Origin of the sequence: Sphingomonas canaveralia, assembly GCF_047238125.1 — a bacterium.
Taxonomy (GTDB): Bacteria; Pseudomonadota; Alphaproteobacteria; order Sphingomonadales; family Sphingomonadaceae; genus JBDFMH01.
Genome location: NZ_JBDFMH010000001.1, coordinates 1,648,691 through 1,667,953, shown reverse-complemented (window position 1 = coordinate 1,667,953; position 19,263 = coordinate 1,648,691). Strand labels below are relative to the sequence as shown.

19 protein-coding genes are annotated in these 19,263 nt (G+C 66.9%); 8 read left to right on the top strand and 11 right to left on the bottom strand.

Annotation, left to right across the window (positions count from 1 at the left end):
• Positions 1 to 1,128: a peptidoglycan DD-metalloendopeptidase family protein gene (locus ABC347_RS08125; RefSeq protein WP_413245231.1), complete on the top strand. Its 1,128-nt coding sequence runs from the start codon at positions 1 to 3 to the stop codon at positions 1,126 to 1,128.
• On the opposite strand, the gene gph is transcribed toward ABC347_RS08125, so the two are convergent.
• Positions 1,125 to 1,787, bottom strand: a complete 663-nt coding sequence (gene gph, locus ABC347_RS08120; RefSeq protein WP_413245230.1) for a phosphoglycolate phosphatase — start codon at positions 1,785 to 1,787, stop codon at positions 1,125 to 1,127. The genes ABC347_RS08125 and gph overlap by 4 nt on opposite strands.
• Before the next feature lie 61 nt (positions 1,788 to 1,848).
• Here gph and glmU point away from each other — a divergent pair, with 61 nt between their 5' ends.
• Both glmU and glmS read left to right on the top strand, forming a co-directional pair.
• Positions 1,849 to 3,201: a bifunctional UDP-N-acetylglucosamine diphosphorylase/glucosamine-1-phosphate N-acetyltransferase GlmU gene (glmU, locus tag ABC347_RS08115; RefSeq protein ID WP_413245229.1), complete on the top strand. Its 1,353-nt coding sequence runs from the start codon at positions 1,849 to 1,851 to the stop codon at positions 3,199 to 3,201.
• Position 3,202: 1 nt separating this feature from the next.
• Positions 3,203 to 5,026, top strand: coding sequence for a glutamine--fructose-6-phosphate transaminase (isomerizing) (glmS, locus tag ABC347_RS08110; protein ID WP_413245228.1), 1,824 nt, complete (start codon positions 3,203 to 3,205; stop codon positions 5,024 to 5,026).
• A 66-nt stretch (positions 5,027 to 5,092) separates the two neighbouring features.
• On the opposite strand, the gene ABC347_RS08105 is transcribed toward glmS, so the two are convergent.
• Positions 5,093 to 5,518, bottom strand: a complete 426-nt coding sequence (locus tag ABC347_RS08105) for an organic hydroperoxide resistance protein (RefSeq protein WP_413245227.1) — start codon at positions 5,516 to 5,518, stop codon at positions 5,093 to 5,095.
• A gap of 95 nt (positions 5,519 to 5,613) precedes the next feature.
• Positions 5,614 to 6,222 (bottom strand): TetR/AcrR family transcriptional regulator, encoded by a 609-nt coding sequence (locus ABC347_RS08100; protein ID WP_413245226.1) that lies wholly within the window; start codon positions 6,220 to 6,222, stop codon positions 5,614 to 5,616.
• 113 nt (positions 6,223 to 6,335) lie between these two features.
• Between ABC347_RS08100 and ABC347_RS08095 the strand changes: the two genes are divergently transcribed.
• Positions 6,336 to 8,318: a TonB-dependent receptor gene (locus tag ABC347_RS08095; protein ID WP_413245225.1), complete on the top strand. Its 1,983-nt coding sequence runs from the start codon at positions 6,336 to 6,338 to the stop codon at positions 8,316 to 8,318.
• On the opposite strand, the gene ABC347_RS08090 is transcribed toward ABC347_RS08095, so the two are convergent.
• Together ABC347_RS08090 and ABC347_RS08085 are read right to left on the bottom strand one after the other, a co-directional pair.
• Positions 8,319 to 8,837, bottom strand: coding sequence for a phosphoribosyltransferase (locus ABC347_RS08090; RefSeq protein ID WP_413245224.1), 519 nt, complete (start codon positions 8,835 to 8,837; stop codon positions 8,319 to 8,321).
• The gene (locus ABC347_RS08085; RefSeq protein WP_413245223.1) at positions 8,834 to 9,850 is read right to left on the bottom strand and encodes an adenosine deaminase; all 1,017 of its coding nucleotides are present in this window, start codon (positions 9,848 to 9,850) and stop codon (positions 8,834 to 8,836) included. Before ABC347_RS08085 ends, ABC347_RS08090 begins: the two co-directional genes overlap by 4 nt.
• Before the next feature lie 121 nt (positions 9,851 to 9,971).
• Between ABC347_RS08085 and ABC347_RS08080 the strand changes: the two genes are divergently transcribed.
• Both ABC347_RS08080 and ABC347_RS08075 read left to right on the top strand, forming a co-directional pair.
• Entirely contained in the window at positions 9,972 to 10,376 is a 405-nt protein-coding gene (locus tag ABC347_RS08080; protein ID WP_413245222.1) for a hypothetical protein, read from the top strand.
• A 20-nt stretch (positions 10,377 to 10,396) separates the two neighbouring features.
• Positions 10,397 to 10,579: a helix-turn-helix transcriptional regulator gene (locus ABC347_RS08075; RefSeq protein ID WP_413245221.1), complete on the top strand. Its 183-nt coding sequence runs from the start codon at positions 10,397 to 10,399 to the stop codon at positions 10,577 to 10,579.
• Between the two features lie 10 nt (positions 10,580 to 10,589).
• On the opposite strand, the gene leuA is transcribed toward ABC347_RS08075, so the two are convergent.
• A complete protein-coding gene (leuA, locus tag ABC347_RS08070; RefSeq protein WP_413245220.1) occupies positions 10,590 to 12,251 on the bottom strand; it encodes a 2-isopropylmalate synthase in 1,662 nt (553 codons plus the stop codon).
• 262 nt (positions 12,252 to 12,513) lie between these two features.
• Between leuA and ABC347_RS08065 the strand changes: the two genes are divergently transcribed.
• Positions 12,514 to 12,918, top strand: a complete 405-nt coding sequence (locus tag ABC347_RS08065; protein ID WP_413245219.1) for a BLUF domain-containing protein — start codon at positions 12,514 to 12,516, stop codon at positions 12,916 to 12,918.
• Positions 12,919 to 12,936: 18 nt separating this feature from the next.
• Here ABC347_RS08065 and ABC347_RS08060 read toward each other — a convergent pair whose 3' ends face one another.
• From ABC347_RS08060 to miaA, 5 genes are all read right to left on the bottom strand, one after another.
• On the bottom strand, positions 12,937 to 13,569 hold the full coding sequence (locus tag ABC347_RS08060) for a YceI family protein (protein ID WP_413245218.1): 633 nt from the start codon (positions 13,567 to 13,569) through the stop codon (positions 12,937 to 12,939).
• Positions 13,570 to 13,824: 255 nt separating this feature from the next.
• The gene (gene ilvC, locus ABC347_RS08055; RefSeq protein WP_413245217.1) at positions 13,825 to 14,844 is read right to left on the bottom strand and encodes a ketol-acid reductoisomerase; all 1,020 of its coding nucleotides are present in this window, start codon (positions 14,842 to 14,844) and stop codon (positions 13,825 to 13,827) included.
• A 121-nt stretch (positions 14,845 to 14,965) separates the two neighbouring features.
• Positions 14,966 to 15,481, bottom strand: a complete 516-nt coding sequence (gene ilvN / locus ABC347_RS08050) for an acetolactate synthase small subunit (protein WP_413245216.1) — start codon at positions 15,479 to 15,481, stop codon at positions 14,966 to 14,968.
• 96 nt (positions 15,482 to 15,577) lie between these two features.
• Positions 15,578 to 17,335 carry an acetolactate synthase 3 large subunit gene (locus ABC347_RS08045; RefSeq protein WP_413245215.1) on the bottom strand — a complete coding sequence of 586 codons (1,758 nt, stop codon included), beginning with the start codon at positions 17,333 to 17,335 and terminating at the stop codon, positions 15,578 to 15,580.
• Between the two features lie 102 nt (positions 17,336 to 17,437).
• Positions 17,438 to 18,388, bottom strand: coding sequence for a tRNA (adenosine(37)-N6)-dimethylallyltransferase MiaA (miaA, locus tag ABC347_RS08040; RefSeq protein ID WP_413245214.1), 951 nt, complete (start codon positions 18,386 to 18,388; stop codon positions 17,438 to 17,440).
• Here miaA and serB point away from each other — a divergent pair.
• A complete protein-coding gene (gene serB / locus ABC347_RS08035; protein WP_413245213.1) occupies positions 18,381 to 19,262 on the top strand; it encodes a phosphoserine phosphatase SerB in 882 nt (293 codons plus the stop codon). The genes miaA and serB overlap by 8 nt on opposite strands.
• Position 19,263: the final 1 nt, after the last annotated feature.

Below are 19,263 nucleotides of genomic sequence, written 5' to 3'. Positions count from 1 at the left end.
ATGCGGCACGGCATCGATACGCTTCGCCCGATGCGCCGCTTCTCCCCCCTGATCGTTTTGCTGGCTGCGGCCTGCATTCCCGGTAACGAGCCCGATCCGCCCGGCGGTTATGATGCGCCGGCCGCGCCGCCGCTACCGGCGGCCCGCCCCGATCAAGCGCCCCCGCCTTCGATCGCCTATCCGGCCGAGGATCGCGCCAGTGTGCCACCGCAAGTGGCGGCCGCGCGACCGGCCTGGTCGGCCGCGCCTGTCGAAGCCGATGCACGCGACGTGGCCGCGTCCAGCTATCGCGTGCAGCCCGGCGATACGCTGCGCAGGATTTCGGACCGGACCGGCGCCGCATCGGAAGCGATCGCGCGTGAGAACGGGTTGGCCCCGCCTTTCCTGATCCGTGCCGGACAGCGGCTGCGGATCCCCCCCGGGCGCTATCATCTAGTGCGCGCCGGCCAGTCGGGCATCGCGATCGCGCGCGCCTATGGCGTGGAGTGGGCGCGGATCGTGGCGCTGAACGATCTCGAGGAGCCATATATCCTGCGGACCGGTCAGCGCCTGCTGCTGCCGAGTACGGGCGAAGTGCGCGACATGTCGCTCGAGCAGAGGGCCGCTGCCTTCATGCTCGACATCGACGACCTGATCACCGGAGGCGAGCCGGCGCTGGCGAGCAATGCCAGGCCCGCCCCGCCGGTGCAGACCGCACGCCGCCCGGTGCCGTCCGCCCGCCCGGTCGCGCCGCCGACGCGCTTTACCGGCCGGTTCGACTGGCCGCTGGATGGCGCAATCATCAACCGGTTCGGCCCCTATGGCAGCGGCCGGATCAACGACGGCATCAACATCCGCGCCGCGGTCGGCACGCCGATCCGCGCCTCTGCCGATGGCGTGGTGGCCTATGCCGGATCGGAAATTGCGGTGTTCGGCGGTCTGATCCTGATCAAGCATGGCGACAACTGGATCACCACCTATGGCCATGCCAGCGAGCTGCTGGTGACACGGGGGCAGGCAGTGAAGCGCGGCCAGATCATCGCGCGCGCAGGTGAGACCGGCACGGTGCGCGAGCCGCAGCTGCATTTCGAGATCCGACAGGGCCGCAAGCCAGTCGATCCGATGATCCATCTGCCGCGACGGAGCTAGAGCCGCGAAAGCGCAGGCACGAGATCGTCGAAATGATCGATCAACACGGTCGCGCCCAGCTGATCGGGCGGGCGATCGGAGAAGCCGAAGCTGACCGCGACGCACGGGATGGCGGCAGCGCGCGCGGTATCGGTATCGGTGATCGAATCGCCCACGAAGGCGGCCGGCCCGCCGCCCGCACGATCGATCGCGGCGAACAGCGGCGCGGGATCGGGCTTGCGCACCGGCAGCGTGTCGCCGCCGACGATCGCGGCGAAGCGATCACGCCAGCCAAGCGCGTCGATCAGTTCCCGCGCCAAGCCCTCGAGCTTGTTGGTGCAGACCGAGAGTGCGACGCCTCGCCCTGCGAGATCGTCGAGCGCGGCATCGACACCGGGGAAGGGGCGGGTGCGATCGGCGATGTGGGCGGTGTAGTGATCAAGGAAGATCGGGAAGCCCTGCTCGACCAGATCAGGGGTCATGATGCCGGTGGCAGCAAGCCCCTTGGTCAGCAGCGCGCGCGCGCCGTGGCCGACCATGTGGCGGACCGAATCCTCCGGAACGGGCGTGCGGCCGAGTTCGACCAGCGCATGATTGAGCGCCGCCGTGAGATCGGGCGCGGTATCGGCCAGCGTGCCATCGAGATCGAAGGCGACGGTGCGGAAGGGAAAGCCTGTCATGCGCGCCGCCTTGGCCCCGCTCGTATGGAAGTGGCAAGATTTTCGTGGCAGAGGCCGCGGCATGAACCGCCCCTTCGCTGCCGTGATCCTCGCTGCCGGCAAGGGCACGCGCATCAGATCCGACCGTCACAAGGTGCTGCACGCGATCGCGGGCCGGCCGATGCTGGGCCATCTGTTGGCCAGCGTCGATGCGCTCGGGCCCGCCGCCAAGGTGGTGGTGACGGGCGCGGGGCGCGAGCAGGTGGAGACGTTCCTAGCCGGATCAGCGGCGCTGGCCGTGCAGGAATCGCAGCTGGGCACTGCGCATGCCGTGCAGCAGGCGGAAGCCGCGCTGGCCGGGTTCACGGGCGATGTCGTGATCCTCTACGGCGATGTGCCGCTGGTGCCTGCGGATACGATCGCGCGGATGCTTGCCCGCCTGCATGCTGCGGATGCACCGGCGGTGGTGGTGCTGGGCTTCCGTCCGCCTGATCCGCTGGCCTATGGCCGGATCCTGGCCGATGACGACGGTACGATCGCCAAAATGGTGGAATATAAGGATGCCAGCGCGGCCGAACGCGCGGTGACCTTGTGCAATTCCGGCCTGATGGCGGTGCGTGCCGCCGATCTGTGGCCTTTGCTGGCGCGTGTCGGCAACGACAATGCGGCCGGCGAATATTACCTGCCCGATATCGTGATGCTGGCGCAGGCGGACGGCCGCGCCTCCGCCGTGATCGAGGCGGACGACTGGCAGGTGGCGGGGGTCAACAGCCGCGGCGAGTTGGCGGAGGTCGAGGCCGGCTGGCAGCGGCGGCGGCGCGCGCAGGCGATGGCGGAGGGCGCGACGCTGATCGCGCCCGATACGGTGTGGTTCGCGCATGATACGGCCATCGGTCGCGACGTCACGATCGAGCCGAACGTGATTTTCGGCCCGGGCGTGACGGTGGCGGACGGGGCCATGATCCGCGGTTTCAGCCATCTGGAGGGCTGCGCGATCGGGCCGGGGGCGGAGATCGGCCCCTATGCGCGGCTGCGGCCCGGCGCGGAGATCGGCGAGGGGGCCAAGGTGGGCAATTTCGTCGAGATCAAGAAGGCGCGGCTGGGGCCGGGGGCGAAGGCCAATCACCTGTCCTACATCGGCGATGCCGAGGTTGGCGCGAAGGCGAATATCGGCGCGGGCACGATCACCTGCAATTATGATGGCTTCCTAAAATATCGCACCGTGATCGGCGCGGGGGCCTTCATCGGATCGAACAGCGCGCTGGTGGCACCGGTTGCAATCGGCGCCGGCGCGATCGTGGGGGCGGGATCGGTCGTGACGGCGGACGTAGCGGCCGACGCGCTGGTGCTGGTGCGGCCCGAGCAGCGCGAGAAGCCGGGCTGGGCGGCCCGCTTTCGCGAGATCATGACGGCCCGGAAGAAGGCGAAGAGCTGATATGTGCGGAATCATCGGCATCGTCGGGCGCGAACCCGTGGCGGACCGGCTGCTCGACGGGCTGAAGCGGCTGGAATATCGCGGTTATGACTCCGCCGGGATCGCGACGATCGAGGCCGGGCGGATCGAGCGGCGGCGCGCCGAGGGCAAGCTGGCCAACCTGGCGCGCGTGCTGGCGGCCGATCCGCTGCCGGGCGATACCGGCATCGCACACACGCGCTGGGCCACGCATGGCGGGCCGACGACCAGCAACGCCCACCCGCATGCCACCGAACAGGTGGCGCTGGTCCACAACGGCATCATCGAGAATTTCAAGCCGCTGCGCGACGAGCTGATCGCGCGCGGCCGCACCTTCGAGAGCCAGACCGATACCGAAGTGGTGGCGCACCTGATCTCCGAGCGGATCGAGGCGGGCGACGACCCCCGCACCGCCACCGCCGGCGTGCTGAAGCGGCTGCACGGCGCGTTCGCGCTTGCCATCCTGTTCCGCCAGCATCCGGACATGCTGATCGGAGCGCGGCTCGGATCGCCGCTCGTGGTCGGCTATGGCGACGGCGAGACCTATCTCGGGTCGGACGCGCTGGCGCTGGCGCCGCTGACCCAGCGGATCGCCTATCTGGAAGAAGGCGATTGGGTGATCGTCACCAGCGACGGCGCCGAGATCTTCGATAAGAACGACCGGCCGGTCGAGCGCGCGATCACGATTTCCGGCGTGACCGGCGCGCTGATCGACAAGGGCAATCACCGCCACTTCATGCAGAAGGAGATCTTCGAGCAGCCGGTGGTGGTGGCGCAGACGCTTCAGAGCTATCTCCGCCCGCTCGACGGGCAGGTTGCGCTGCCGATCCCCGAGTTCGACTTCGCCGAGATCCGCCGCGTGACGATCGTGGCGTGCGGCACCAGCTTCTATGCCGGCATGGTCGCGAAATACTGGTTCGAGCGGTTCGCGCGGCTGCCCTGCGAGCTCGATGTGGCGTCCGAATATCGGTATCGCGATCCGGTGATGGAGGATGGCGGGCTGGCGCTGTTCATCAGCCAGTCCGGCGAGACTGCGGACACGCTGGCGGCGCTGCGCCACGCGCGCGAAGGCGGCCAGAAGATCGCGGTCGTCGTCAACGTGCCGACCAGTTCGATGGCGCGCGAGGCCGATCTGCTGCTGCCGACCCATGCCGGGCCCGAGATCGGCGTGGCATCGACCAAGGCGTTCACCTGCCAGCTGGCGGTGCTGGCGGCGCTGGCCGCGAACCTGGCGCGCGCCCGCGGCCGGCTGAGCGCGGACGAGGAACGCGAGATCGTCGGCCATCTGGCCGAGGCACCGGCGGCGATGAACGCGGCGCTGGCGCATGATGCCGAGATCGAGGCGATGGCCCCGCTGATCGCGGAAGCGCGAGACGTGCTCTATCTGGGCCGCGGGCCCGATTATCCGATGGCGCTGGAAGGCGCGCTGAAACTGAAGGAAATCAGCTACATCCACGCCGAAGGCTATGCGGCCGGCGAGATGAAGCATGGCCCGATCGCGCTGATCGACAAGGCGGTGCCGGTAATCGTGATAGCGCCATCGGGCCCGCTGTTCGAAAAGACCGTCTCCAACATGCAGGAAGTGCAGGCGCGCGGCGGGCAGGTGGTGCTGATCTCCGACGCTGACGGGATCGCCGCGGCCGGCGAAGGCGCGATCGCCACGATCGAGATGCCTGCCGTCCACCCGCTGATTGCCCCGCTCGTCTATGCGGTGCCGGTGCAGCTGCTTGCCTATCATGTCGCAGTCGCGAAGGGCACGGACGTCGATCAGCCGCGCAACCTGGCGAAATCGGTGACGGTGGAGTGATGCGGCCTCTCGCAGCCTTCGCGCGACGTTTCGACGCCCGCCCGGCGATCGGGCGCCGATCCTAGATCAGGCCACCGTCAGGCCGACGTCGACATTATTGCGGGTGGCGTTGGAATAGGGACAGATCTGGTGGGCGGTGTCGACCAGCTTCTGCGCCTCTTCGCGGTCGAGGCCGGGGAGGTCGACTTCGAGATCGGCAGTGATGCCGAAGCCGCCTTCGGAGCGCGGGCCGATGCCGACCGTGGCGGTGACGCGCGTATCATCCGGCACCTTGATCTTCAGTTGCTGACCCGCAACCTTCAGCGCGCCGATGAAGCAGGCCGAATAGCCCGCAGCGAACAGCTGTTCGGGATTGGTGCCGTCTCCGCCGGCGCCGCCAAGTTCCTTCGGCGTCGACAGCGTCAGATCGACCTTGCCATCTTCCGATTTGGCGGTGCCGTCTCGGCCGCCGGTGGCGGTGGCCTTGGTGCTGTACTTGACGTCTACGGGCATTGGTTACTCCTTCGCTGCGGGATCAAGGTTCGGCTGAAGGAACGCCGATGCGCGCGGTTGGAGCCATCGCGCCGCAGGATAGGCGCGGATCGCGATCAGCCGTGGCGCAGATAGGCTAGCGCCACCGCCGCCGCCTGCGTGCGCAGCGCCGCGGCGTCCGCGCCCGGCCCAGGGTGGACATAGGCGGCATGGGCCAGGCCGTGAATCGTCTCGGTGACGACCAGCGCCGCATCGGGAGAGCGGACCCCGATCTCGGCCGCGACGGGCGGTGGCAGCGTAGCGAAAAGCTGGCGCACCGCGGTCTTGGTGGAAGGATGGCCGTGGCCGTGGTCGTGCGCGGCGTTGAAATCATGATCGAGCGCGCCGTGGAGATGCGGATCGAGCCGGTGGGCATCGAACACCGCCGCCACGATCCGCGCGACCGCATCGGCCAGCGTGGCCGGCGGCGGATCGGCCAGGCATTCGGCGACCATGCGGTGAATGCGGTGGCCGTGGCGGTGGACGACCGCGCCGAGCACGGCATCGCGGTTCGGAAAATACTGGTAGAGCGAGCCGATGCTGACGCCCGCGCGCGCGGCGACCGCGTTGGTGGTCGCCGCCTCACGCCCCTGCGCGGCCAGGATGTGAGCGGCGGCATCGAGAATCGCATCGACAGTGGCCTTGGCGCGATCCTGGCGCGGCTGTTTGCGCGGTTGCACGTCCATCGATGGCGTCTTCCAAATGCGAGTAGCCAAAGCTGATGTTTTGCTCGCATTAGCAGTCCGCACTTCCGGGGGGAATAGTCGTGCGGACATGGCTTGCTTGCGCTTTACTGTGCGTGACAGTGCCGGCACTGGCGCAGGACCGGCCGCCGGCCGACAGCGACATCATCGTCTATGGCAGGGGACTGGCGCAGATCGGCACCGCGATTTCAGGGTCGCAGGGCGTGGTCGGCTATCTCGATTTCGAGGACAAGCCGCTCGGCCGGGTGGGCGAGCTGGTGGAGAATGTGTCGGGCGTGATCGCGACGCAGCATTCGGGCACGGGCAAGGCGAACCAGTATTTCCTGCGCGGCTTCAACCTGGATCATGGCACCGATTTCGCCGGCTTTGTCGATGGCGTGCCGATCAACATGCGCAGCCACGGCCACGGCCAGGGCTATCTGGACCTGAATTTTCTGATCCCCGAGCTCGTCGAACGGATCGATTATCGCAAGGGCCCCTATTTCGCCGACGTCGGCGATTTTTCTGCTGCCGGCACGGTGCGCTTCAAGACGCTCGATCGGCTGCCGGCGCCGCTGATCGAGGCGACGGTGGGCAGCTACGGCTACTATCGGGCGCTCGCGGCGGGCAGCATGGCGACGGGCGCGGGCGATCTGCTGGTGGCGGTGGACGGCACGCTTTCCAACGGACCCTGGGATCTCGATGAGGATCTCGAGAAGATCAACGCGCTGGTGAAGCTATCGGGACGCGACTGGAGCCTGGGGCTGAGCGGCTATCACGCGACCTGGAACGCGACCGACCAGGTACCCGAACGCGCGATTGAAAGCGGGTTGATTGGCCGGTTCGGCAACATCGATCCGTTTCTGGGCGGGCGGACGACGCGGCTGGGGCTGACCGGGAACGCGAAGCTCGGCGATACCAGCATCAACCTGTTCGCGACCTATTATCGCTTCGGCCTGACATCGAATTTCACCTATTTCCTGAACGACCCGGTGAATGGCGACGAGTTCCAGCAGCGGGACCGGCGCGGCGTGTTCGGCGGATCGGTGCGGCACGACAGCGCGATCATGATCGGCGGGATGCCGGTGGCGCTGGCGATCGGCGGTGATGCGCGGTGGGATCATGTCGGCCGGGTCGGGCTCTATGCATCGGCGCGCGACGTCACGATCGGCACGGTGCGGCAGGACCGGCTGGACGAATATAGCGGCGCGATCTTCGCGGAAGGCACCGCCAAGCTGACCGACCGGCTGCGGCTGACGCTGGGCCTGCGCGGCGATCTCTATGGGTATGACGTGACCGCGCAGACGCTGGCGGCGAATTCGGGCAGCGGATCGGACGCGATGCTGAGCCCGAAGGCGGCGCTAGCCTGGCGCGCGACCGACACGATCGAGCTCTATGCGAATTATGGCGAGAGCTTTCATTCCAACGATGTGCGCGGGGCCAGCATCCGGTTCGATCCGGTGACGCTGGACCCGGTGGAGCGGGTGCCGGTGCTGGTGAAGGCGCGCGGGGCGGAGCTCGGCGCGCGGTTGGAAACGCCACGGCTGACGGCATCGATCGTGGGCTTCTGGCTGTCGCTGGGATCGGAGCTGGTATTCGTGGGCGACGGCGGATCGACCGAGCCGAACGACGCCACCCGGCGGTTCGGTGGCGAGGCGAGCCTATTCTGGCGGCCGACTGGCTGGCTGACGCTGGATGCCTCCGCCGCGCTGACCCATGCGCGCTTCCGCGGGGTGGAGCCGGGCTTCACGCGCATCCCGGGGGCGGTGAACGAAGTGATCGCGGGCGGGGCGGCGGTGGATCTGGGAAACGGCTTCAGCGGATCGATCCGGCTGCGGCACTTCGGCTCGGCCCCGCTGATCGAGGATGGCAGCGTGCGATCGCGCGCGACGACGCTGGTGAACCTCGGCAGCTATTACACCGCGCGCCGCTTCAAGATCGGGATCGACGTGCTGAACCTGTTCGGCGCGCGTGACGCCGACATCAGCTATTTCTATGCATCGCGGCTGCCGGGCGAACCGTCCGAGGGCGTGGAGGACCGGCACATCCATCCGGTCGAGCCGCGGCAGGTGCGGCTCTCGGTGCGGATGGGATTCTGATCAGGCGATCCGTTCGGGCACCGCATTGGCATCCGCAATCAGTGCGCCATCGTCCTTCATCGCTTCCCACGGGAACACGAACCAGTCCTTCACCACATCGCGATCGATCTGGCGGGCGGCGTAATCGACCTGCTGGGTTGACCGGATATTGGTGATGGTGACGGCGGTGCGCAGGTTGGCGGGATCGCCACCGGCGGCATCGACCGCGGCCCGAAGCGCGGCCAGCGTGCGGCCGCTGTCGTTGATGTCGTCGACGATCAGCAGCTTTTCACCGCCATGGCTGCGTTCCGCGATGCGGACCAGCAGATCCTGGCCGAAACAGGGCACGCCCGCGCTAAAATCCACCGAGAGAAGCGGCAGATCGAGCGCGTGGCTGAGATAGGCGGCCGGTACGAGACCGCCGCGGCCGATGCCGACGATATAGTCGGGCCGCCAGCCGCCATCGCGGATTATCACGGCTAGCGCGCGGACATCGGCGAGGAACTGTTCGTAGGGGACGGGGGTGAGCGTCGGCGTCATGCCGGGTTCGCCGCCAGATAGGCGTCGACCGCAGCGACATGGTCCGCGATCTTGTCTTCGGGCAGGAACGAACCGGTGAAGCTGTTGCGCGCAAGCGTGGCGAAATCGTCGCGAGTGAGGCTGCTGTCCGCGGCCAGCGCGCGGAAATTATCGTTTACATAACCGCCGAAATAGGCGGGATCGTCCGAATTGACCGTCGCGCGCAGGCCCAGTTCAAGCATTTTTGGGATCGGGTGGTTGGCGATGCTATCCACAACGCAGAGCTTGAGGTTGGACAAGGGGCAGACGGTGAGCGTCATGCCTTCGGCGCGCAGCCGATCGACGAGCGCGGGATCCTCCAGCGCGCGATTGCCATGATCGAGCCGGTCGATCCCGAGCAGATCGAGCGCCTCGTGGACATAGGCCGGCGGACCCTCCTCGCCGGCATGGGCAACGCGCTTCAGGCCGAGCGCGCCGGCCGCATCGAACACACGCGCGAACTTGGACGGCGGGTGTCCGACCTCCGATGAATCCAGCCCGACCCCGGCGATGCGGTGCAGCCAGGGCTCGGCCGCCTTCAGCGTGGCAAATGCGGCGTCTTCGTCGAGATGGCGCAGGAAGCAGAGGATCAGCCGCGAGGTCAGGCCGTGGCGGCTCTCGGCGTCTGCCATCGCGGCGAGCAGCCCTTCGATCACGGCCGCAAACGGCACGCCGCGATCGGTGTGGGTCTGCGGATCAAAGAAGATCTCGGCATGGCGCACGCCATCGGCGGCAGCACGATCGAAATAGGCGCAGGCCAGATCGTGGAAATCCTCCTGCGTCCGCAGCACGTCTGCCCCCGCATAATAGATGTCGAGGAAATCCTGCAGGTTGGAGAAGGCATAGGCCGCGCGGACCTCGGCCACGGACCGATAGGGGATCGCCACCTTGTTGCGCTTGGCCAGCGCGAACATCAGCTCAGGCTCGAGGCTGCCCTCGATATGAAGGTGCAGCTCGGCCTTGGGCAGGCCTGCGATGAAATCGGCAAGGGTCATGCGCGGGATCGTAGCGCGTGGGCGGGATGCGTCCAGCCCTGGCCGTCATGTCAAAGATGTTTGACATCACGGCTGCCCGAGGGTAGCGCGATGTTATAGATTCTTAACATCGGAGGGGGCGATGTCGTTTCGCTACAAGAGTGCGCTGGTCACGCTGATCAGCATGATCGCGGTCTATGCCTGGTATTTCGCTCGGGTCGCGAATGGCGTGGCCCGTGAGCAGGCAGTGCCGCTGCTGCTCGGCACCGTGATCGCCCTCGTGGTGGTGCTGGTGATCGGCCATATCCTGCTGGCGGCAACTTCGCCCGACTGCCATGCCCCGATGGATGAGCGCGAACGCGCGATCGACCGGCGCGCGACGGCGGTCGGCTATTATCTGCTGATCGTAGCGGCGCTGGCGGCCGCGGCGCTGGTGCATGTGGGAGCGGGGGCATCGCGGATGGCCAACGCGATCCTGCTGGCGATCGTGATCGCCGAATGCGGGCGACAGGCGATGTTCCTCGCGCTGCACCACCGCACGCTGTGACGTTGCCGATCCGCAACCGCGTGCGCGAAGAACGCGAGGCGCGCGGGATGACGCAGGCGGATCTCGGGGCCGAGATCGGCATGACCCGCCAGACGATCGCGGCCATCGAGCAGCGGCGCTATTCCCCGTCGCTGGAATCCGCATTCAGGCTGGCGCGCGTCTTCGCCCTTCCAATCGACGCGCTGTTCGCCTGGGAGGATTAGAGCTCGGCGATCATCCCAGCGTCGAGTTGGCCGCGCTCAGCACCGCGCGGACCGAGGCCGTGGCCACGTCGTGATCGATGCCGACCCCGAACACGGTGCGGCCATCGGCGGTCTTCGCCTCGACATAGGCGGCGGCCTGGGCATCCGTGCCGTGGCCGATCGCGTGCTCGTTATAGTCGACCACGTCGATCGCGATGCCGCATTCGTCCGCCAGCGCGCCGATCACGCTCGAGATCAGGCCGTTGCCGCGCCCACTGATCGAGCGATCGACACCATCCTGGCGGATGCGGCCCACGAAGATGCGATCGGTGGCCAAGCCGCTTTCCTGATAGTCGACCAGCTCGATCGCGCCGCCGCCAAGCCGGTAATGGCGCTGGAACGCCTGCCAGATATCGGCCGCGTTGAGCTCGCGGCTGGTCTCGTCGGCCAGCGCCTGCACCACGGTCGAGAAACTAGCCTGCATCCGCTTGGGCAGTTTCAGCCCCTTGTCCTGCTCGAGCACCCAGGCGACGCCGCCCTTACCCGATTGCGAATTGACGCGGATGACGGCTTCGTAGCTGCGGCCGAGATCGGCTGGATCGATCGGCAGATAGGGCACGTCCCACAGCTGATCATTGCGCGCGGCCTGCGCGGCGAACCCCTTCTTGATGGCATCCTGGTGCGATCCGGAAAAGGCGGTGAACACCAGATCGCCTGCATAGGGATGACGCGGGTGGACGGGCAGCGCGTTGCAATATTCGACCGTCTTGATGACCGCATCGATATCCGAGAAGTCGAGCCCCGGATCGACGCCCTGCGTGTACATGTTGAGGGCGACCGTCACGAGATCGACATTGCCGGTGCGCTCGCCATTGCCGAACAGGCAGCCTTCGACCCGGTCCGCCCCGGCCAGCAGGCCGAGTTCGGTGGCGGCGACGCCGGTGCCGCGATCATTGTGGGTGTGGAGGCTGACGATCACCGCATCGCGGTTCGGAATGTTGCGGCAGAAGAATTCGATCTGATCCGCATAGACATTGGGTGTGGCGCATTCGACGGTGGCGGGCAGGTTGAAGATGATCGGCTTTTCGGGCGTGGGCCGCAGCACATCCATCACCGATGCGCACACCTCGACGGCGAAATCGGTCTCGGCGGTGGAAAAGGTCTCGGGGCTGTATTCGAAGCGCCAGTCGGTTTCGGGGCGCTTGGCTGCCTCGTCGCGGAGCAGCTTGGCCCCGTCGATCGCGATCTGGCGGATCTCCGACTTTTCCATCTGGAAGACGATCCGGCGCCAGGCGGGCGAGATCGCGTTGTAGAGGTGGACGATCGCGGTGCGCGCGCCTTCTAGACTTTCGAAGCTCTTTTCGATCAGTTCGCGGCGGGACTGGGTAAGCACCTGCACGGTGACATCGTCTGGGATCGCGCCGGAGCGGACCAGGCCCGAGATGAAATCAAACTCAGTGGCGCCGGCGGAGGGGAAGCCGACCTCGATCTCCTTGACGCCGACCTTCACCAGCAGATCGAAGAAGCGCTGCTTTTTCTCCGCATCCATCGGATCGATCAGCGCCTGGTTGCCATCGCGCATGTCGGTCGACAGCCAGCGTGGCGCGCGATCAATGATCTTCGAAGGCCAGGTGCGATCGGGAATGTCGATCTGGGGGAAGGGGCGGTACTTGACGGAAGGATCGCGCAACATGGGTTCAACTCGCAGACGCGCCACCGTGGGTGGCGGGGAAGGGGGCTTGGCCCTTAGGCGAGGTGCGCGGCCGCAGAGGGCGCGCAGGTCCGATCCCGCCTAAGGGCGGGTAAGTCGAAGCAGGAGCAGGCCGCGATGCGACGTCATGGCCCGAGCCTATCCCGCAATGGTTTACGAAGTGCAACGCCTTTTCGCGTCGGGCGCTTTACGGGCGGGTAAGATATTGAGCCTAGGCCGGAATCGAAAGCGATCGAGGCCTGCCATGCTGCAATTGACCTATATCAGTACGATCACGCGGGGGCTCGGCGACACAATCGTCGAACCAATCCTGGCGGCATCGCGCCGCCGCAACGCCGCCGCCGGTGTGACCGGGCTGCTGCTGTTCGACGGGCGCCGCTTCCTGCAGGCGCTGGAAGGCGAGCCGGATGCCGTGCGGATCACGTTCGATCGGATCGCGGCCGATCCGCGCCACCGCGCGATCGTACGGCTTTCGGAGCGCCAGATCGACGCGCGTGAATTCGGCGAATGGGCGATGGCGTGCCAGCAGGTGGCGGCCCCGCAGCAGCAGGGCAGCCTTGCCGAGGCGATCCACCGGCTGACCGACACGGTGCCGGACCTGAACACGCGCGAGCTGTTCCGCGGCTTTGCGAAGCTCAAGACCGCCTGAGCGCTCGGCCGACTGCGATCAGCCCTTTTTTTCGAACGCGGCGGTGATGTCGAGTTCGACCTCGTCCGACACCATCGGGATGCCGTAGCCGATCCCGAATTCGCCGCGCTTGATTGTCGTCGTCGCCTCGAAACCGACCGTTTCCGCGCCGCCCATCGGGCTGGGGCCCGCGCCGGTGAACTTGGCATCGAGCACGACCGGCTTGGTGACGCCATTCAGCGTGAGATTGCCGCTGATCTTCGCGGTGGTGCCGCTGACTGCCACGGAAGTCGACACGAAGCGCGCGTCGGCCGGCGAGGGGCCGAAGAAATCGGGCTTGCCGCCATCCTTGCCCGCGCGCAGCAGATGGCTGGTCAGCCCGGCATTGGCAGTGGTGACCTTTGCCACGGGGATAGTGACATCGACCTTCGCCGCGGCGGGTTTCTTCGGATCCAGCACCAGCGTGCCGGCGACATCGCCGAAGATGCCGAAATAATCGTTGAAGCCGAGATGGTTGACGCGCCAGCCGACCAGCGTGTGACCGGCATCGGCGGTGTAGGTGCCGCCGGTGATGCGCGACGGATCTGGCGTACCGGGGGCCTGCATCGCCTGCTGGGCGATGGCGGCGGTGCCGGCGACGATGGCGAAGGCGACGAACGGGGCTTTGCGCATGGGGACGACTCCTGTTGAGGAGCGCGACGCTAGAGCGCCGCCGCGTCGGCGGAAAGAGGGTTAACGGAAGGGTCGGGTTTTGGAAATCGTCGCCCCTGCGCAGGCAGGAGCCCATGGCTATCTCGCGTGGCACATCGGCCAGCCATGGGCCCCTGCCTACGCAGGGGCGACGGACCTCCCCCGCTGCGGCGGCGATTTAGACGCTGGACCCCGGCCTTCGCCGGGGTGATCATCTGCGCGGGAACGCGCCGATGATCAGTTCTTCGCCTTGTCGACCAGCTGGTTCTTGGCGATCCACGGCATCATCGCGCGCAGTTCGGCGCCGACCTTTTCGATCGGATGCTCCGCGGCGAGCTTGCGGCTGGCCTTAAGTTCCGGCTGGCCGGCGCGGTTGTCGAGCACGAACTTCGACACGAAGCGACCCTGCTGGATATCGGCCAGCACGCGCTTCATCTCGGCCTTGGTCTCGTCGGTGATGATGCGGGGGCCAGTCGTGATGTCGCCATATTCGGCGGTATTCGAGATCGAATAGCGCATGTTGGCGATGCCGCCCTCATACATCAGGTCGACGATCAGTTTCACTTCGTGGAGGCACTCGAAATAGGCCATCTCTGGGGCGTAGCCCGCCTCGGTCAGCGTCTCGAACCCGGCCTGGATCAGGTGGGTGAGGCCGCCGCACAGCACCGCCTGCTCGCCGAACAGATCGGTCTCGCATTCCTCCTTGAAGGTCGTCTCGATCACGCCCGAACGGCCGCCGCCGACAGCGGATGCATAGGACAGCGCAACATCATGCGCGTTACCGCTGGCATCCTGATGGATCGCGATCAGGCAGGGCACGCCGCCGCCGCGCTGATATTCGGACCGCACGGTGTGACCCGGGCCCTTGGGCGCGATCATGAACACGTCGATATCGGCGCGCGGCTCGATCAGCCCGAAATGCACGTTCAGGCCATGCGCGAAGGCGAGCGCCGCACCGGGCTTCATATTGTCATGCAGATCGTCCTTGTAGATCGCGGCCTGCAACTCGTCGGGCGCCAGCACCATGATGATGTCGGCCCACTTGGCGGCCTCGGCTCCGCTCAGCACCTTGAAGCCGGCGCCCTCGGCCTTTTGCGCGGTCGCCGAGCCGGGGCGGAGCGCGACCGCCACTTCGGAGACGCCGCTGTCGCGCAGATTCTGGGCATGGGCATGGCCCTGACTTCCATAGCCGACGATCGCGACCTTCTTGCCCTTGATCAGGCCGATATCGGCATCGGAATCATAATAGACGCGCATGTTCTTCCCTTTCGTGCCGCTCGTCATCCCGGCGGAAGCCGGGATCCAGGGCCGCGGACGGCGGCGCTTGTGGCTCTGGACCCCAGCGTTCGCCGGGGTGACGGCTGAAAATATCCGCTGGTCAGGCCGGCTCGTTCCCCCGCGAGATCGCGACGACGCCGGTGCGCGCGACCTCGATCAGGCCGACCTCGCGCATCAGTTCGGTGAATTTGTCGATCTTTTCGCTGCCGCCGGTCACTTCGAATACGAAGCTGGTGGTGGTGGCATCGACCACGCGGGCGCGGTAGACCTCGGCTAGGCGCAGCGCCTCTATCCGGTGATCGCCGACGCCTTTCACCTTCACCAATGCCAGCTCGCGTTCGACATGGGGCCCGAGCTCGGTGAGATCGGTCACCTTGTGGACCGGCACCAGCCGATCGAGCTGCGCCACCACCTGATCGATCACCGCGGGCGGGCCGCTGGTCACGATGGTGATGCGGCTGATCTTCTCGTCCTCGGTGACGTCGGCCACCGTCAGGCTCTCGATATTGTAGCCGCGACCCGCGAACATGCCCGCGATCCGGGCGAGGATGCCCGCCTCGTTGTCGACGATCACGGAGAGCGTGTGGCGCTCCGCAGCTTCGGTTCTGATACGCATCGTCTCGCTTTCGTCATCCCGGCGGAAGCCGGGACTGGTGCCGCAAGGGCATTAATTTCCGGGAGATCCCGGCTTTCGCCGGGATGACGCCAGTCCCTACACCAGTGCCTTCGCCTCGTCGTCCATCTCGCCCGAGACTTCGTTGGCCTGCAGGATCATCTCGGTATGGGCGGCCCCGCTCGGGATCATCGGGAAGCAGTTGGTGAGCTTCGACACGCGACAATCGACCATCACCGGTCCGTCGACGGCCAGCATCGCGGCGATGCCGTCGTCCAGCTCGTCCGCTTTCTCGATGCGCAGGCCGGTCCAGCCATAGGCCTCGGCCAGCTTCACGAAATCGGGCAGCGCTTCGGAATAGCTTTGCGAATGGCGGCCGGCATAGGTCAGGTCCTGCCACTGACGGACCATGCCCATATATTCGTTGTTGAGGATGAAGACCTTGACCGGCAGATTGTACTGGGTGGCGGTCGACATCTCCTGGATGTTCATCAGGATCGAAGCCTCGCCCGCGATGTCGATTACCAGCGCGTTGGGATTGCCGAGCTGCGCGCCGATTGCGGCGGGCAGACCATAGCCCATCGTGCCCAGCCCGCCTGAGGTGAGCCACTTGTTGGGCGCCTCGAAGCCGAAATGCTGGGCGGCCCACATCTGGTGCTGGCCGACTTCGGTCGAAATGATCGGCTTCTTCGCGTGGGTCGCTTCCCACAGCCGGCGAATCGCATGCTGGGGCAGGATGTCCGAGCCCTGCTGATTGAACTCGAGGCACTTGACCAGCCGCCAGCCGGCGATGCGCGATCGCCATTCGGCCTGATCGGCGGGTTGGTGCTGACGCGCCTTCCACAGCTTGACCATGTCTTCCATCGCGCGGCCGGCATCGCCGACGATCGGCAGGTCGACGCGGACATTCTTGTTGATCGAAGACCGATCGATATCGACGTGGATCTTCTTCGATTTCGGGCTGAACGCATCGAGCCGGCCGGTCACGCGATCATCGAAACGCGCCCCCAGGCAGACGATCAGATCGGCCTGGTTCATCGCCATATTGGCTTCATAGGTGCCGTGCATGCCCAGCATGCCCAGCCAGTCCGGATGGCTGGCCGGGAAGCAGCCGAGCCCCATCAGCGTGGAGGTGACCGGCGCGCCGGTGATGCGTTGCAGTTCGCGCAGCATTTGGCTGGCGGCGGGGCCGGCATTGATGATGCCGCCGCCGGTATAGAGGATCGGCCGTTCGGCGGCCGCCATCATCTCGACCGCGGCCTCGATCAGCTTGGCATCGGGCTTGACCTGCGGGCGATAGGAACGATGCTGCTGGGTGCCGCCCGCCGCGCCGCGACGGAACGGGGCGGAAGCGACCTGCACGTCCTTGGGCAGATCGATCACCACCGGGCCGGGGCGGCCGGAGGTCGCGATATGATGCGCCTCGTGAACGACCTCGGCCAGTTTCGCCGGATCCTTCACCAGATAATTATGCTTGGTGCAGTGCCGGGTGATGCCGATCGTATCGCATTCCTGGAAGGCATCGGTGCCGATCAGCGCGGTCGGCACCTGGCCGGTGATGACCAGCATCGGGATCGAGTCCATCAGCGCATCGACGATGCCGGTGACGGCGTTGGTGGCCCCCGGGCCGGAGGTGACGAGCACGACGCCGAGCTTTCCGGTGGAGCGGGCATAGCCCTCGGCCGCATGCGCCGCGCCGCCTTCCTGGCGAACGAGGATGTGGCGGATGCGCTTCTGCTTGAACAGCGCATCGTAGATCGGAAGCACGGCGCCGCCGGGATAGCCGAACACGACCTCGACGCCGAGCTCGGTCAGCGTCTCGATCAGGATCTCGGCTCCGCTCAACTCGGTCGTCATCACGCTCGTCCCGCAGCGCCGGCTGGATCCCGGCCAACAATGATGCGCCGCCCTAGCATCGGATGCTCGGGGCGGCGAGGCTGCGCGTCTATAAGCATCAAACTAATAGGTCAACAGCCTTTCGCGCAACTTTCTTACGAGATACCGCATAGAATCCTCATCGAGTTGCGCGGCCTGACGTTGCCATGATGGAGGCGGCTGATTGGCGAACCAGGTATGTTGGCGCTTGGCATATTGGCGCGTGGCGGCCGTGGCCCGTGCCACCATCGCATCACGATCGATCGTGCCGGTCAGCCAATCGCTGATCTCACGCACCCCGATCGCGCGCATCACCGGTGTTGCGGGATCTAGATCACGGGCGAGCAGCGCGCGCACCTCGTCGATAGCGCCGGCTGACAGCATCGTCTCGAACCGGGCGTCGCAGCGCGCGCGCAGCCATTCGCGCGGGGGCAGCAATATGGTCGCGGCAAGCGTGATGCGATCGCCGATCCCGCCCTGCCGCTCAAGCTGCCAGTCCGAAAGCGGGCGACCGGATGAGCGCACGACTTCGAGCGCGCGCGCGACCCGCGTCGTATCGCTGGCACGCAGCCGAGCGGCGGCGGCAGGATCTTCCTGCATCAGCGCCGCGTGGGCATCGGCCACGGCCAGCGCGCGCACCGCGGAGCGCACATCGGGGTCGACCGGCGGGACCGGTGCGATCCCATCGATCAAAGTGCGCAGATACAGACCGGTGCCGCCGACAAGGATCGGCACGCGGCCAGCGGCATGGGCCTCGTCGATCGCACCGCGCGCATCTTCCGCCCAATCGGCGGCGGAGGCGGGATCGGCACCGTCGCGCGTGCCGAACAGGCGGTGCGGCACACGCGCCTCTTCCTCTGGCGACGGCCGGGCGCTCAGCACGCGCAGATCGGCATAGAGCTGAGATGCGTCCGCATTGATGACGGTGCCGCTCACCGCTTCGGCCAGCGCGATCGCCAGCGCCGACTTGCCGCTGGCAGTCGGCCCTGCGATGAGCGCGACCGGCTTGGGCGCGGGGGATTCGGCAATGTTCATCGCGACACTGATAGCAGCGGATGCGCTGCGCGACGCGGCCATCGAAAAGGCGCGCGATGCGATCGCCGGTGTCGGCGGCGTGCCGGGCGAAGCGCGCTGGATCGAGCCCGGCAGCGCCTGTGACCTTGGCTTCGCGCGTGCCGACTCCGCCAATGTCCGCGCGGCGCTGGAAGGCTTGATCGCGGGCGTCGACATCGTCGTGCAGCCCGCGGTGGGGCGGGCCAAGCGGCTGCTTGTCGCCGACATGGATTCGACCATGATCACGGTCGAATGCATCGACGAGCTGGCCGACTACGGCGGTATCAAGGCGCAGGTGGCCGAGGTGACCGAGCGCGCGATGCGCGGCGAGCTGGATTTCGAGGCGGCGCTCGAAGCGCGGGTGGCGCTGCTGAAGGGGCTGGATGCCGGCGTGCTGGCGCGCTGCCTGGCGGAGCGGGTGCGGATCATGCCCGGGGCCGAGGCGCTGGTGCGTACGATGCGGGCCAACGGCGCGCGGGCGGTGCTGGTCTCCGGCGGGTTCACCGCCTTCGCCGATCCGGTGGCGGCGCGGATCGGCTTCGATCATGCGCTGTCGAACCGGCTCGAGATCGACGGGAGCGGGTTGGCGGGAACGGTCGCCCGGCCGATCGTGGGCGCCGAGACCAAGCGGGCGACGTTGCTGTCCGAAGCGGCGAGCATGGGAATCGCGATGGCCGAGACGCTCGCGATCGGCGACGGCGCGAACGACATTCCGATGATCGAGGCGGCGGGGCTGGGCGTAGCCTATCACGCCAAGCCCCGCACGGCGGCCGCAGCCGACGCCCGAATCGAGCATGGCGACCTGACGACCCTGCTCTACGCGCAGGGCTATCCGCGCGCGGAGTGGGCCGCCTGAC

What these genes read in the sequence shown, in the direction of transcription:
- ABC347_RS08090 (WP_413245224.1), bottom strand. Translation starts at nt 8,837, where the DNA reads ATGACGCCGACGCTCACCCCCGTCCCCTACGAACAGTTCCTCGCCGAT.
- ABC347_RS08080 (WP_413245222.1), top strand. Translation starts at nt 9,972, where the DNA reads ATGTCGTTTCGCTACAAGAGTGCGCTGGTCACGCTGATCAGCATGATC.
- ABC347_RS08125 (WP_413245231.1), top strand. Translation starts at nt 1, where the DNA reads ATGCGGCACGGCATCGATACGCTTCGCCCGATGCGCCGCTTCTCCCCC.
- glmS (WP_413245228.1), top strand. Translation starts at nt 3,203, where the DNA reads ATGTGCGGAATCATCGGCATCGTCGGGCGCGAACCCGTGGCGGACCGG.
- ABC347_RS08065 (WP_413245219.1), top strand. Translation starts at nt 12,514, where the DNA reads ATGCTGCAATTGACCTATATCAGTACGATCACGCGGGGGCTCGGCGAC.
- gph (WP_413245230.1), bottom strand. Translation starts at nt 1,787, where the DNA reads ATGACAGGCTTTCCCTTCCGCACCGTCGCCTTCGATCTCGATGGCACG.
- ilvN (WP_413245216.1), bottom strand. Translation starts at nt 15,481, where the DNA reads ATGCGTATCAGAACCGAAGCTGCGGAGCGCCACACGCTCTCCGTGATC.
- ABC347_RS08060 (WP_413245218.1), bottom strand. Translation starts at nt 13,569, where the DNA reads ATGCGCAAAGCCCCGTTCGTCGCCTTCGCCATCGTCGCCGGCACCGCC.
- glmU (WP_413245229.1), top strand. Translation starts at nt 1,849, where the DNA reads ATGAACCGCCCCTTCGCTGCCGTGATCCTCGCTGCCGGCAAGGGCACG.
- leuA (WP_413245220.1), bottom strand. Translation starts at nt 12,251, where the DNA reads ATGTTGCGCGATCCTTCCGTCAAGTACCGCCCCTTCCCCCAGATCGAC.
- ABC347_RS08045 (WP_413245215.1), bottom strand. Translation starts at nt 17,335, where the DNA reads ATGACGACCGAGTTGAGCGGAGCCGAGATCCTGATCGAGACGCTGACC.
- ABC347_RS08100 (WP_413245226.1), bottom strand. Translation starts at nt 6,222, where the DNA reads ATGGACGTGCAACCGCGCAAACAGCCGCGCCAGGATCGCGCCAAGGCC.
- serB (WP_413245213.1), top strand. Translation starts at nt 18,381, where the DNA reads ATGTTCATCGCGACACTGATAGCAGCGGATGCGCTGCGCGACGCGGCC.
- ilvC (WP_413245217.1), bottom strand. Translation starts at nt 14,844, where the DNA reads ATGCGCGTCTATTATGATTCCGATGCCGATATCGGCCTGATCAAGGGC.
- ABC347_RS08085 (WP_413245223.1), bottom strand. Translation starts at nt 9,850, where the DNA reads ATGACCCTTGCCGATTTCATCGCAGGCCTGCCCAAGGCCGAGCTGCAC.
- miaA (WP_413245214.1), bottom strand. Translation starts at nt 18,388, where the DNA reads ATGAACATTGCCGAATCCCCCGCGCCCAAGCCGGTCGCGCTCATCGCA.
- ABC347_RS08105 (WP_413245227.1), bottom strand. Translation starts at nt 5,518, where the DNA reads ATGCCCGTAGACGTCAAGTACAGCACCAAGGCCACCGCCACCGGCGGC.